Origin of the sequence: Pantoea sp., from assembly GCF_032114055.1 — a bacterium.
Lineage (GTDB): Bacteria > Pseudomonadota > Gammaproteobacteria > Enterobacterales > Enterobacteriaceae > Pantoea.
Genome location: NZ_DAMCTB010000002.1, coordinates 138,214 through 150,260, shown reverse-complemented (window position 1 = coordinate 150,260; position 12,047 = coordinate 138,214). Strand labels below are relative to the sequence as shown.

Here is a 12,047-nt window from a genome sequence, read left to right as displayed (position 1 = left end):
CAAGTTTGTTCACAAAAAGATACTGCGAATGGCCAACCACACGGCGACTCACTTGCTCATCGAACTCGCACGCAACCTGGTTAGCTGCCCCACAGATACTGACGCCCCGACAGTGGGGAGGCGCATAACGCACCGGCCTGCGGGCGCAAAGTGACACAGAGTTTACCAGATTTTAGGCTGCTTGTGGGCGTGGAATGTATCTTTGCAGGTAAATTGAGCGCGGCGTTACGATTTTTGCGCGGCGTCCGGCGGAAAACAGAAAATAAAAAACCCGCCGAAGCGGGTTTTTTGTGCCAACTGATGCAGCCGGAGCTGCAAACAATTAACGCTTGGAGAACTGAGGACGACGACGTGCTTTACGCAGGCCGACTTTCTTACGTTCAACCTGACGCGCATCACGCGTTACGAAGCCAGCTTTACGCAGCTCGCCACGCAGTGATTCGTCGTATTCCATCAGAGCGCGGGTGATACCGTGACGGATCGCACCAGCCTGACCAGAGATACCGCCACCTTTAACAGTGACATACAGATCGAATTTACCAACCAGGTCCAGCAGCTCAAGCGGCTGACGAACGACCATGCGGGCAGTTTCGCGACCGAAGTACTGTTCCAGAGAACGTTGGTTAATTACGATGTTACCGCTACCCGGCTTAATGAATACGCGAGCGGTAGAGCTTTTGCGGCGACCAGTGCCGTAGTTTTGAGTTTCAGCCATTGCCTTTAATCCCGATTAAATGTCAAGAACTTGCGGTTGCTGTGCCGCATGGTTGTGCTCGTTGCCTGCGTAAACTTTCAGTTTACGGTACATAGCACGACCCAGCGGGCCCTTCGGCAGCATGCCTTTAACCGCGATCTCAATCACACGCTCAGGACGGCGAGCAATCATCTCTTCAAAGGTCGCCTGTTTGATACCACCGATGTGGCCGGTGTGGTGATAGTAGATCTTGTCAGTACGCTTGTTGCCGGTAACAGCAACTTTGTCTGCGTTCAGGACGATGATGTAATCACCGGTATCAACATGCGGAGTGTATTCCGCTTTATGCTTACCACGCAGACGGCGCGCCAGTTCAGTCGCCAGGCGACCCAAAGTTTTGCCTGTTGCGTCAACTACAAACCAGTCACGTTGGACGGTTTCTGGTTTAGCTGTAAAAGTTTTCATCGAAAAGCTTACCCAAATTAAGTTACACGTTGGTGAAATCCCAAACGCTTAAGTAAACGAATGAGGCTCACACGACCATTTTGACCAGCAAGCCACCCCTTCGGATAGAGTTACTGGAACACAGAGGATTTGGGAAAAAAATCCTTTGCTGTAACGTGGGGTCGCAAGATTATAGAGAAGTCGATAATAAAAATCGAACCCTATTTCGGTATTTATCCCGATTATTCTCACGGCAGGTGCGGTAAACGCAGATATTCTTCGCTCTGCATCTCCTGAAGCCGGGAGAGGCAGCGCTGATACTCAAATTTCAGCCGCGTGCCCTGATAGATCTCGGTCAGGGAGGTTTCCGCCGCCACGACCAGCTTCACATGGCGCTCATAAAACTCATCGACCAGCGCCAGAAAACGGCGCGCCTGATCCTCCGTTTTGTAAATCATCACCGGGACATCATAGAGCAGCACGCTGTGAAAACGGCGCGACAGCGCAATGTAGTCATGCTGGCTGCGCCCTTCCCCGCACAGCGTTGTGAAGTTAATCGCCAGCACGCCGTCGCTGACGCCCAGCGTTGCCATCTGGCGATGATTAATTTCCAGCACTGGCGCCGCGTCAGGCTTACTGCCGGACAGCGCACTGAACATCCGCGCCATTTCAGCGTGGGTTTCGCTGTTCAGCGGATAGTTCCAGAGATGCGCGGAGGTCAGCGTACGCAGACGGTAGTCAATTCCGGCATCGACATTCATCACATCGCAGTGCCGTTTGATCTGTTCAATCGCTGGCAGGAAGCGCGCGCGCTGCAGACCATTGCGGTAGAGATCGTCCGGCGGAATGTTCGACGTCGCGACCAGGGCAATGCCCCGTTCGAACAGCGCTTCCATCAGTGTGCCGAGCAGCATCGCATCGGTAATGTCGGAGACAAAAAATTCATCAAAACAGAGAATGTCCGTTTCGGCTTTAAACCGGTCCGCAATAATCAGTAACGGATCACTCTGTCCCTGAAGCTGCGTCAGCTCTTCATGCACCCGCAGCATAAAGCGGTGGAAGTGCAGACGCAGTTTGCGATCGCCAGGAATTGACTGAAAAAAGAGATCCATAACCCAGGTTTTTCCGCGGCCGACCCCGCCCCACATATAGAGCCCACGCACCGGCTCTGGCGTCGCGTTTTTCTCTTTGCCAATCAATTTCGACAGGCGCCCCAGCAGGCCGGAGGCGGCTGGCACAGCAGATTGCTGTCGGGCGACCAGCGCCTGCTGCAGCGCGTCTAAACGGGTAATGGCTTCGCGTTGTACGTCATCGGGCCTGAATTCGCCCTGCGACAGCGCCTGCTCATAGCGTGCAAGCGGAGTTGAGGTTTGCATTGTTGTTTCAAAGTCCCTGAATGGTGTCTGATTCATACCACGGTTGCTGAAAAAAAGGCCGTTCTACACTAAGCGATGCTGCTCCGGAGTTCCACAACCATAAGATTAACGGGTATAGTGACTATTATTGAAATGGTGCAATGCCCTACGGAACAATGGAAATAACACGGGAGTCATTATGACCTGGGAATACGGGCTAATTGGTTTAGTGGTAGGTATTATTGTCGGCGCAGTCGCCATGCGTTTTGGCAACAGAAAGCTGCGTGAGCAGCGCAGCATGCAGTATGAGCTGGAAAAATCGAAAGCGGAGCTGGCCGATTATCGCGAAGAGCTGACCAACCACTTTGCGCAGAGCGCAGAGCTGCTGGATAACATGGCACGCGACTATCGCCAGCTTTATCAACACATGGCAAAAGGCTCAAATGATCTGCTGCCAAATCTGCCTGGCCAGAAAAATCCGTTTGCCTATCAGCTTACTGAGGCCGAAGCGGATAACGACCAGGCCCCGGTGCAGATGCCGCGCGACTATTCTGAAGGCGCCTCCGGTTTACTGCGCGGCGAACGCCCTGCCCGCGACTAATCTTTTTGGGGCGCAGCCCGTCTGCGCCCGCTGTTTTTGCGAACCCTGACCACAAACGACTGTCACACTCATTACTTCCTCCCACATTTTGCAGCGAGAGCGTTGTAGCAATGAAAAAACAAGCACGCCTGTTTAGCGCATTAGCCTTGAGTATCGGGATGAGCCTTGCCGCCGCGCCTGGCGCGATGGCTACGCTGCCGGCACAGGTCGCGGATCAGCCGCTGCCAAGCCTGGCACCGATGCTGGAAAAAGTGTTGCCTGCCGTGGTCAGTGTTCACGTTGAAGGCACCGATACCGGTGCGCAGGCGCAGGATATTCCGGAGCCGCTGAAACGCTTTTTCGGTCAGATGCCCGGCGGAAACAGCCAGCCGCAGCCTTTCGAGGGGCTGGGTTCTGGCGTCATCATTGATGCCGCCAAAGGCTATGTGCTGACCAACAATCATGTGGTTAATGGCGCAGACAAGATCAACGTCCAGCTGGGCGACGGCAGCGAATATGAAGCCAGACTGATCGGCCATGATGAGCAGACCGACATCGCGCTGATCCAGATTCAGGGCGCGAAAAACCTCACACAGGTTAAAGTCGCAGACTCTCACCAGCTGAAAGTGGGTGATTTCGCGGTAGCGATCGGCAATCCGTTTGGTCTGGGTCAGACGGCGACCTCCGGGATTATCTCGGCGCTGGGTCGCAGTGGCCTGAACCTGGAAGGGCTGGAAAACTTTATCCAGACCGATGCCGCCATTAACCGCGGTAACTCAGGCGGTGCGCTGGTGAACCTCAACGGTGAACTGATCGGCATCAACACGGCCATTCTCGCCTCCAGCGGTGGCAACATCGGCATTGGCTTCGCTATTCCGAGCGATATGGCCATGAACCTGGCGCAGCAGCTGATCAAATTTGGCGAAGTGAAGCGGGGACAGCTGGGCATCAAAGGCACTGAAATGACGGCGGACATGGCCAAAGCGTTCAATGTCGATGCACAGCGTGGTGCGTTCGTTTCAGAAGTGTTACCGCAGTCTGCCGCACAGAAAGCGGGCGTGAAGTCTGGCGATATCATTACGTCGATCAACGACAAGCCAATTACCAGCTTTGCTGAGCTGCGCGTAAAAATAGGGACCACACCGCCAGGCGAACAGGTCAAGCTCGGCCTGCTGCGTGAAGGCAAGCCGTTAACCGTAACCGTAACGCTGGAGCAGAGCGCACAGTCCACCGCCAGCGCACAGCTGATGTCACCGGCCCTTCAGGGTGCCACACTGAGTGACGGACAGACCAAAACCGGCGACAAAGGTGTGAAGGTCGACACCATCGAAAAAGGCACGCCAGCTGAACAGGTTGGTCTGCAGAAAGATGATGTGATTATCGGCGTTAACCGCAGCCGGGTGCAGACTATCGCTGAAATGCGCAAAATTCTGGAAGGCAAACCGCCGGTCCTGGCACTGAATGTGGTACGCGGCGATGAAAGTATCTATCTGTTGTTGAGATAAGCCTCGCATTACGGCGGACACAAGCACGTGTGTGTCCGCCGCTCTCATGCTATTCTCCCCTGCGATCTCCCCTGGCGTGATTTAACACCATGTTTCTTAAACTTTTGCGTTCCGTGGTGCTGGGCCTGATTGTAGCGGGTATTTTACTCGCAGCACTGCCTGCACTGCGTATGGGCAGCGACGCCCTCTATAACCACGAAGATATTAACGACGAAACGCCCTTTAGCTTTAATCAGGGGGTGCGCCGCGCCGTGCCCGCCGTGGTTAACGTGTATAATCGCAGCGCCCACGGCAACAACAATCGCGGCATCACCACTCTGGGTTCCGGGGTGATCATGAATGCAAAAGGCTACATCCTGACCAACAAGCACGTCATCAATAATGCCGACCAGATTATTGTGGCGCTGCAGGATGGCCGCTTCTTTGAGGCAACGCTGGTGGGTTCCGATGGCATGACCGATCTGGCGGTGCTGAAGATCACCGCTTCCGGCCTGCCTGTGATTCCGATCAACCCACATCGTCAGGCGCATATCGGGGATGTGGTTATGGCGATTGGCAATCCCTACAACCTCGGTCAGACGGTGACACAGGGTATTATCAGTGCAACAGGCCGGGTAGGGCTCAGTTCTTCAGGCCGACAGAACTTCCTGCAGACGGATGCGTCAATCAATCAGGGTAACTCCGGCGGTGCGCTGATCAACTCGCTGGGTGAGCTGATGGGCATAAATACCCTGACCTTCGATAAAAGCAACGACGGCGAAACGCCGGAAGGAATCGGTTTCGCTATCCCTACCGTTCTGGCCTCGAAAATTATGGACAAGCTGATTCGCGATGGCCGCGTGATCCGTGGCTATATCGGCATTACCGGGCGTGAAATCCCGCCCCTGCATGGTCAGGGCAGCAATCTGGATCGGGTGCAGGGCATTATTGTCAGTGGGATTACGCCAGACGGGCCTGCGGATAAAGCCGGGATTCAGACCAACGACGTCCTGCTTAGCGTGAACGGCAAACCGGCTATCTCTGCGCAGGAGACGATGGATCAGGTAGCGGAGATTCGTCCGGGGTCGGTGATTGATGTGCAGGTGCTGCGCAACGATCAGAAGCTGACGCTGCCGGTGACCATTCAGGAGTTTCCGGACAGCAGCAGCTAACTGAACATCCGTGCAAGGTCAGGGATGGCCCGGCCGATCGCAAAGAAAGCCGCCATCCCTGGCTATCGGCCTCGCCATCCTGGCTCGGACGCTTTGCTCTTCAGCCGGGCCATCCCTTCCCCCCGTAATCCGTCATCGTTTGCAGATAACTGATTAGCAGCGATCCACCGGAAACGCGATCACCTCACTCAGTGACTCCGCTTTCAGCGCCAGCATAATCAGGCGGTCCACGCCCAGCGCCACGCCGGAACAGGCGGGCATGCCGTGCGCCAGTGCATCCAGCAGATAGGTATCGATAGGATGAACGGGCAGACCCCGCGCCGCACGGCGACGGTTATCCTGCTCAAAACGCTGCCGCTGCTCACGGCTATCGGTCAGTTCACGGAATCCGTTGGCCAGCTCAATACCCTTATAGTAGACCTCGAAGCGCTCGGCCACGCGGTGATCCTCGGTGCTGATCTCGGCCAGAGCGGCCTGACTGGCCGGGAAATGGTACACAAAGCACGGCTTATCCTGACCAATCTTCGGTTCGACACCCAGCATAAACAGCAGCATCAGCAGCGTATCGCGATCCTCTTCTGCTCGCGCCAGTTCGCCTTCACCCAGCTTCTCTGCCGCTTCACGCAACTGTGCTTTATCCGCAGAAAGCGGATCCAGCTCCAGATGGCGGATAAAGGCCTGCTGATAGGAGAGCGACTCTGCGCTGTCGCACTCCAGCACCTGCTGCAGCAGGTCGTCGACTTCATTCATCAGACGGTACATGTCGTAGTGCGGCCGATACCACTCCAGCATGGTAAATTCCGGATTGTGATGTCGTCCCGCCTCTTCATTACGGAAGCTGCGCCCCATCTGATAGATCGGGCCACTGCCCGCCGCCAGCAACCGTTTCATGTGGTATTCCGGGCTGGTCATCAGCCAGAGATCGCGTCCCTGGGCCGCGCCAGGGCCGACAAATCGTGTCTGGAAAGGCACCAGATGGATATCGGTAATCGTGGCCTGGCTCATTGCCGGCGTGTCCACTTCCAGCACGCCGCGATCGGCAAAGAAACGACGCACTTCTGCTAAAATAGCGGCGCGTTTTAACAAATTGGCGATGGATGCGCTTGGCTGCCAGCTTGCCGTTTCGCTCATGGTGATGACTCCTGATGCAAATGAGGGGAGGCAGTCTACCTGCAATGTCTGCGGCAAACAATCTCGCACCTGCGCAGCCAAAAACCGCGTTTCGGCTTCTATACTTAAGCGGTTAAATCACAAAGGAATCCTGCTATGTCTCCATGGAAAACCGTTGTTGCCAGCCTGAGTGCTTTCCTCTCTGTCGCCTGTAGCAACACGCCCCCTAAGAACGTCACGGTCGTGGATAACTTTGACAGCCAGCGTTACCTCGGTCAGTGGTATGAGATTGCCCGCCTCAATCACCCTTTTGAGCGCGGCCTGGAACAGGTCACGGCGAACTACAGCCCGCGTGAGGATGGCGGCCTGAAAGTGATCAATCGTGGTTATAACGTTAAAAAACAGCGCTGGCAGGAGAGCGTCGGGAAAGCATACTTTACCGGTGATCCACAGCGTGCCTCGCTGAAAGTCTCTTTCTTTGGCCCCTTCTACGGCGGCTATAACGTCATTGCCCTTGACCCCGACTACCGCTATGCGATGGTGTGTGGCCCGAATCGCCACTACCTCTGGATACTGTCACGTACACCTCAACTGGAGCCGGACGTTAAAGAGAAGCTGATTGAACAGGCGCGTCGGGAGGGTTTCCCGGTCGAAGCGTTAATCTGGGTAAAACAGAAAGAGTGAGCGGACTGAGAAGCCGGTACGAAAAGCCTTTCGTACCGGTTGGGATAACAGGTTACTTCGTGCTGTTCTGAATAGCCTGGCCACCCGCTTCGACATCTTCACCGACGCCACGCGTGGTATTACACGCCGTCAGCAGAGAAGAGAGCACCAGTACAGAGAAGATTGCGGCGATACTTTTCTTTAACATGACAATGTCCTTTTTGATGGATGTAAAGTACAGCGTCTTAAGCATAGCCGGATTTCCGTCGGTTGCTGCCGTCAGAACGCTAAAAAGGACTATCCGTTAAGGTCATTTTGCCGCACGCGAAATGGCACCGCCCAGGTGGGAGACATCTTCGCCAAAACCGTGGAATGTGTTGCAGGCACTTAATGCAGAGGAGACCAGCAACGCGAACGCGATTAATTTTGCCAGCTTGAACATTTTTTTCTCTCAGACAAGAAAAAGGCGCACCCGAAGATGCGCCTGCGAAACTTATTTTACGCGTGACACGTATTCGCCAGAGCGGGTGTCAACTTTTACCACTTCGCCCTCTTGTACGAACAGTGGCACTTTCACTACCGCGCCGGTAGAGAGTTTAGCGGGCTTGCCGCCGGTACCAGCGGTGTCGCCTTTCAGGCCTGGGTCGGTTTCAACGACTTCAGCTTCGATAAAGTTCGGCGGCTGAACAGCGATTGGACGGCCGTTCCACAGCGTAACGATACACTCCGCGTTGTCCTGCAGCCATTTTGCTGCTTCGCTCACGGTCTTCTCTTCAACCGGGAACTGCTCAAAGCTTTCCGGGTGCATGAAGTGGTAGAACTCACCGTCGTTGTACAGGTAGTTCAGGTTGGTATCAACCACGTCTGCGCCTTCGGCAGAGTCGGTCGATTTAAAGGTTTTCTCAACGCGAGAACCCGTCAGCAGGCGACGCATTTTAACGCGTGCGAAGGCCTGGCCTTTACCCGGTTTAACGAACTCACTGGATTCGATGGCATAAGGTTCGCCTTCGAACATGATTTTAAGACCGGGACGGAAATCGTTGCTAGAATAAGTCGCCATGAAGGCCCTCTACGAAAATTGACACTGGTACTAAGCCAAAAAAATGGCACACATTGTAACCCTAAAAACACCTTCCAGAGAAGATTGGTTGCAGCAACTTGCGGATGTTGTCACCGAACCTGATGAATTACTGCGAATTTTAGCCCTTGATCAGCACACAGAGCTGGCTGAAGGGGCGGATGCGCGACGTCTTTTCGCCCTGCGTGTTCCGCACGCCTTCATCCGCCGGATGAAAAAGGGCGATGCGCACGACCCGCTGCTGCTTCAGGTGTTAACCCGTCGCGAGGAATTCATCGATGCGCCCGGTTATAGCACCGATCCGCTCGATGAACAAAGCAACGTTGTGCCTGGACTGCTACATAAATACCGGAACCGGGCACTGTTGCTGGTTAAAGGCGGCTGTGCCGTCAACTGCCGCTACTGCTTCCGTCGCCATTTTCCTTATCAGGATAACCCCGGCAATAAGCGCAGCTGGCAGGCGGCGCTGGACTATATCGCCGCCCATCCTGAGCTGGATGAAATCATCTTTTCCGGTGGCGATCCGCTGATGGCGAAAGATCATGAACTGGCCTGGCTGATTGCCGCGCTGGAGCGGATCCCGCATCTGAAACGCCTGCGTATTCACAGCCGTTTACCGGTGGTGATACCGGCGCGCATCACCGACCCGCTCTGTCAGATGCTGTGCGAGACGCGTCTTCAGGTCGTGATGGTAACGCACATCAACCATGCGCAGGAAATCGATGAAGCGTTGCGTGAGGCGATGCGCAGCCTGAAGCAGGCCGGTGTCACCCTGCTGAATCAGAGCGTGTTGCTGCGCGGCATCAACGATAATGCGCAGACGCTGGCCAGCCTCAGCAACGCCTTATTTGATGCCGGCATTCTGCCCTACTACCTGCACGTGCTGGATAAGGTTCAGGGTGCCGCGCACTTTTTTGTCTCCGATGATGAGGCTCGTCAGCTGGTACGGACACTTCTGTCTCAGGTTTCCGGCTATCTGGTACCGAAGCTGGCGCGTGAGATTGGTGGCGAGCCCAGCAAAACGCCGTTAGATCTGCAGCTGCGACAGGAATAAAAACGGCCAGCAACAGGCTGGCCGATGGGACAGGATGCCCGCTTCAGATTACGGGCATTTATAGACCTGGCCGCTCATTTTGCTGTCGAGTGGTGCAAACGCGGACAGCAGATTCTGCGTCGGGCTGGTCGCGCCGTAAATCACGTTGCCGCCCATCTCCGCTGCGCGGTTGCGCAGGTCATTGGCCGCACCGCGCAGTGCGCTGGTTTCGCCGCCCGCACCGCTCAGCCAGTTGCTCTGTGAGCCGGTGATGTTACCCAGAAGCTGACAGGTGCTGCCAGGCTGCTGATCGGCAAAGGTCACGCGCTGTCCGGCTGAAGAGAGTTGCGTAGAGCTGCTGCAGCCCGCCAGCAATAACGCGCCAGCGATCAGTCCGGGCAAGAGGTTAATCCGCATTGTAATCCCCATTTATTATCATCAGAGTCGGGTGGCAGCGTAGCAGAAAAAGATCATTCTTTTCTGACCATTCATTGCCTTGGTCCCGTTATATCACCTTAATATTTCATACTGTGCTCAGGCTGGCAGACTGGCGCGTTCCGATGAACTTACCACAGCAGGTCATCCGGTAAGGCAACAGCCAGCGTGCAGACAGCGGGAGATATCAAGAGAAAAGACGAACGATTGCGCCACTACTTATACTATTTTCCTGCCCAAAAGAAAAACCCCCGACCGTTTCCGGTCGGGGGCTCTGAGCTGACTTAAGGCGTCAACGGCGATTACATCATGCCGCCCATACCGCCCATGCCACCCATACCGCCAGCGCCTGCGCCTAAATCAGGTGCATCGCCTTTTGGCAGGTCAGTGACCATACATTCGGTGGTGATCATCAGACCGGCAACAGAGGCCGCGTACTGCAGTGCAGAACGGGTCACTTTGGTTGGGTCCAGGATACCGAAGTCGATCATGTTGCCATACTCTTCAGTCTGTGCGTTGTAACCGTAGTTACCGTCGCCCGCTTTCACGTTGTTAGCAACAACAGATGGCTCTTCACCCGCGTTAGAAACGATCTGACGCAGTGGTGCTTCCATTGCGCGCAGCGCAACTTTGATACCGACGTTCTGATCTTCGTTCTGACCACGCAGTTCAGCCAGCTGAGCGGCAACGCGAACCAGCGCCACACCACCACCAGCAACCACGCCTTCTTCGACGGCAGCACGGGTTGCATGCAGCGCATCTTCAACGCGGGCTTTCTTCTCTTTCATTTCAACTTCAGTCGCTGCGCCTACTTTCAGAACGGCCACGCCGCCTGCCAGTTTCGCTACGCGCTCCTGCAGTTTTTCTTTGTCGTAGTCAGAGGTTGCTTCTTCGATCTGCTGACGAATCTGGGTCACACGGCCCTGGATTGTCGCCTCTTCACCCACACCGTCAATGATGGTGGTGGTGTCTTTGTTGATGACAACGCGTTTTGCCTGGCCCAGATCTTCCAGCGCTGCTTTTTCCAGCTCCATACCGATCTCTTCAGAGATTACGGTACCGCCGGTCAGGATAGCGATATCCTGCAGCATCGCTTTACGACGGTCGCCGAAGCCTGGTGCTTTCACCGCAGCCACTTTGACGATGCCGCGCATGGTGTTGACCACCAGCGTCGCCAGCGCTTCGCCTTCAACATCTTCGGCGATAATCAGCAGTGGTTTGCCTGCTTTCGCAACGGCTTCCAGCACTGGCAGCATTTCGCGGATGTTAGAAATTTTCTTGTCAGCCAGCAGGATGAACGGAGATTCCAGTTCAACCGCGCCGGTTTCTGGCTTGTTGATGAAGTACGGTGACAGGTAGCCGCGATCGAACTGCATACCTTCAACCACATCCAGCTCGTCCTGCAGGCCGGTGCCTTCTTCAACGGTGATCACGCCTTCTTTGCCGACTTTCTCCATCGCCTGAGCAATCAGCTGGCCCACGGTTTCGTCGGAGTTAGCAGAGATAGTACCCACCTGCGCGATCGCTTTAGAGTCTGAGCATGGCACAGACAGCGCTTTCAGTTTTTCAACTGCAGAAAGAACGGCCTGGTCGATACCGCGCTTCAGATCCATCGGGTTCATGCCCGCTGCAACCGCTTTCAGGCCTTCGGTGATGATAGATTGTGCCAGGACAGTTGCAGTGGTGGTACCGTCGCCTGCTGCATCATTCGCTTTAGAGGCCACTTCTTTAACCATCTGCGCGCCCATGTTCTCGAACTTGTCTTCCAGCTCGATTTCACGTGCGACTGAAACACCATCTTTAGTGATGGTCGGTGCACCAAAAGATTTATCCAGAACCACATTACGGCCTTTCGGGCCCAGGGTAACTTTTACTGCATCTGCCAGTACGTTTACGCCACGCAGCATTTTTACGCGTGCGTCATTACCGAATTTTACGTCTTTAGCTGCCATTTTAAATATCCCTTAAATTCGTTTCGTTCAGTGAATTACGCGAAAAA

General features: G+C 55.0%; 14 protein-coding genes. 5 read left to right on the top strand and 9 right to left on the bottom strand.

Going from position 1 to position 12,047, the window contains the following annotated elements:
- Window positions 1-322 precede the first annotated feature (322 nt).
- The 3 genes from rpsI to zapE form a co-directional block, all read right to left on the bottom strand.
- Window positions 323-715 carry a 30S ribosomal protein S9 gene (gene rpsI / locus RT657_RS04850; protein ID WP_008925401.1) on the bottom strand — a complete coding sequence of 131 codons (393 nt, stop codon included), beginning with the start codon at window positions 713-715 and terminating at the stop codon, window positions 323-325.
- A 15-nt stretch (window positions 716-730) separates the two neighbouring features.
- The gene (rplM, locus tag RT657_RS04845) at window positions 731-1,159 is read right to left on the bottom strand and encodes a 50S ribosomal protein L13 (RefSeq protein ID WP_111142167.1); all 429 of its coding nucleotides are present in this window, start codon (window positions 1,157-1,159) and stop codon (window positions 731-733) included.
- Window positions 1,160-1,386: 227 nt separating this feature from the next.
- Window positions 1,387-2,514: a cell division protein ZapE gene (gene zapE / locus RT657_RS04840; RefSeq protein ID WP_313652854.1), complete on the bottom strand. Its 1,128-nt coding sequence runs from the start codon at window positions 2,512-2,514 to the stop codon at window positions 1,387-1,389.
- A gap of 178 nt (window positions 2,515-2,692) precedes the next feature.
- On the opposite strand from zapE, the gene zapG reads away from it, so the two are divergent.
- From zapG to degS, 3 genes are all read left to right on the top strand, one after another.
- Window positions 2,693-3,094, top strand: a complete 402-nt coding sequence (gene zapG / locus RT657_RS04835; RefSeq protein WP_128083975.1) for a Z-ring associated protein ZapG — start codon at window positions 2,693-2,695, stop codon at window positions 3,092-3,094.
- A gap of 110 nt (window positions 3,095-3,204) precedes the next feature.
- Window positions 3,205-4,578 carry a serine endoprotease DegQ gene (gene degQ, locus RT657_RS04830; protein ID WP_313652853.1) on the top strand — a complete coding sequence of 458 codons (1,374 nt, stop codon included), beginning with the start codon at window positions 3,205-3,207 and terminating at the stop codon, window positions 4,576-4,578.
- 89 nt (window positions 4,579-4,667) lie between these two features.
- Complete coding sequence (gene degS, locus RT657_RS04825) at window positions 4,668-5,729, top strand: outer membrane-stress sensor serine endopeptidase DegS (RefSeq protein WP_313652852.1); 1,062 nt, start codon at window positions 4,668-4,670, stop codon at window positions 5,727-5,729.
- A 153-nt stretch (window positions 5,730-5,882) separates the two neighbouring features.
- Here degS and epmA read toward each other — a convergent pair whose 3' ends face one another.
- On the bottom strand, window positions 5,883-6,860 hold the full coding sequence (gene epmA, locus RT657_RS04820; RefSeq protein WP_313652851.1) for an elongation factor P--(R)-beta-lysine ligase: 978 nt from the start codon (window positions 6,858-6,860) through the stop codon (window positions 5,883-5,885).
- Between the two features lie 135 nt (window positions 6,861-6,995).
- On the opposite strand from epmA, the gene RT657_RS04815 reads away from it, so the two are divergent.
- On the top strand, window positions 6,996-7,523 hold the full coding sequence (locus RT657_RS04815) for a lipocalin family protein (protein WP_313652850.1): 528 nt from the start codon (window positions 6,996-6,998) through the stop codon (window positions 7,521-7,523).
- A 52-nt stretch (window positions 7,524-7,575) separates the two neighbouring features.
- Here the strand turns inward: RT657_RS04815 and RT657_RS04810 are convergent, their stop codons facing one another.
- The 3 genes from RT657_RS04810 to efp form a co-directional block, all read right to left on the bottom strand.
- Window positions 7,576-7,710 (bottom strand): entericidin A/B family lipoprotein, encoded by a 135-nt coding sequence (locus RT657_RS04810; RefSeq protein WP_003848302.1) that lies wholly within the window; start codon window positions 7,708-7,710, stop codon window positions 7,576-7,578.
- Between the two features lie 102 nt (window positions 7,711-7,812).
- Window positions 7,813-7,944, bottom strand: a complete 132-nt coding sequence (locus RT657_RS04805) for an entericidin A/B family lipoprotein (protein ID WP_111142262.1) — start codon at window positions 7,942-7,944, stop codon at window positions 7,813-7,815.
- A gap of 51 nt (window positions 7,945-7,995) precedes the next feature.
- Window positions 7,996-8,562, bottom strand: coding sequence for an elongation factor P (efp, locus tag RT657_RS04800; protein WP_313652849.1), 567 nt, complete (start codon window positions 8,560-8,562; stop codon window positions 7,996-7,998).
- A 43-nt stretch (window positions 8,563-8,605) separates the two neighbouring features.
- On the opposite strand from efp, the gene epmB reads away from it, so the two are divergent.
- Window positions 8,606-9,634: an EF-P beta-lysylation protein EpmB gene (epmB, locus tag RT657_RS04795; RefSeq protein ID WP_313652848.1), complete on the top strand. Its 1,029-nt coding sequence runs from the start codon at window positions 8,606-8,608 to the stop codon at window positions 9,632-9,634.
- Between the two features lie 48 nt (window positions 9,635-9,682).
- Here epmB and RT657_RS04790 read toward each other — a convergent pair whose 3' ends face one another.
- Together RT657_RS04790 and groL are read right to left on the bottom strand one after the other, a co-directional pair.
- A complete protein-coding gene (locus RT657_RS04790; RefSeq protein ID WP_313652847.1) occupies window positions 9,683-10,030 on the bottom strand; it encodes a DUF4156 domain-containing protein in 348 nt (115 codons plus the stop codon).
- 320 nt (window positions 10,031-10,350) lie between these two features.
- Complete coding sequence (gene groL, locus RT657_RS04785; protein ID WP_313652846.1) at window positions 10,351-12,000, bottom strand: chaperonin GroEL; 1,650 nt, start codon at window positions 11,998-12,000, stop codon at window positions 10,351-10,353.
- Window positions 12,001-12,047: the final 47 nt, after the last annotated feature.

What these genes read in the sequence shown, in the direction of transcription:
- zapG (WP_128083975.1), top strand. Translation starts at nt 2,693, where the DNA reads ATGACCTGGGAATACGGGCTAATTGGTTTAGTGGTAGGTATTATTGTC.
- RT657_RS04805 (WP_111142262.1), bottom strand. Translation starts at nt 7,944, where the DNA reads ATGTTCAAGCTGGCAAAATTAATCGCGTTCGCGTTGCTGGTCTCCTCT.
- epmB (WP_313652848.1), top strand. Translation starts at nt 8,606, where the DNA reads ATGGCACACATTGTAACCCTAAAAACACCTTCCAGAGAAGATTGGTTG.
- groL (WP_313652846.1), bottom strand. Translation starts at nt 12,000, where the DNA reads ATGGCAGCTAAAGACGTAAAATTCGGTAATGACGCACGCGTAAAAATG.
- RT657_RS04815 (WP_313652850.1), top strand. Translation starts at nt 6,996, where the DNA reads ATGTCTCCATGGAAAACCGTTGTTGCCAGCCTGAGTGCTTTCCTCTCT.
- epmA (WP_313652851.1), bottom strand. Translation starts at nt 6,860, where the DNA reads ATGAGCGAAACGGCAAGCTGGCAGCCAAGCGCATCCATCGCCAATTTG.
- RT657_RS04810 (WP_003848302.1), bottom strand. Translation starts at nt 7,710, where the DNA reads ATGTTAAAGAAAAGTATCGCCGCAATCTTCTCTGTACTGGTGCTCTCT.
- rpsI (WP_008925401.1), bottom strand. Translation starts at nt 715, where the DNA reads ATGGCTGAAACTCAAAACTACGGCACTGGTCGCCGCAAAAGCTCTACC.
- efp (WP_313652849.1), bottom strand. Translation starts at nt 8,562, where the DNA reads ATGGCGACTTATTCTAGCAACGATTTCCGTCCCGGTCTTAAAATCATG.
- zapE (WP_313652854.1), bottom strand. Translation starts at nt 2,514, where the DNA reads ATGCAAACCTCAACTCCGCTTGCACGCTATGAGCAGGCGCTGTCGCAG.
- rplM (WP_111142167.1), bottom strand. Translation starts at nt 1,159, where the DNA reads ATGAAAACTTTTACAGCTAAACCAGAAACCGTCCAACGTGACTGGTTT.
- degQ (WP_313652853.1), top strand. Translation starts at nt 3,205, where the DNA reads ATGAAAAAACAAGCACGCCTGTTTAGCGCATTAGCCTTGAGTATCGGG.
- degS (WP_313652852.1), top strand. Translation starts at nt 4,668, where the DNA reads ATGTTTCTTAAACTTTTGCGTTCCGTGGTGCTGGGCCTGATTGTAGCG.
- RT657_RS04790 (WP_313652847.1), bottom strand. Translation starts at nt 10,030, where the DNA reads ATGCGGATTAACCTCTTGCCCGGACTGATCGCTGGCGCGTTATTGCTG.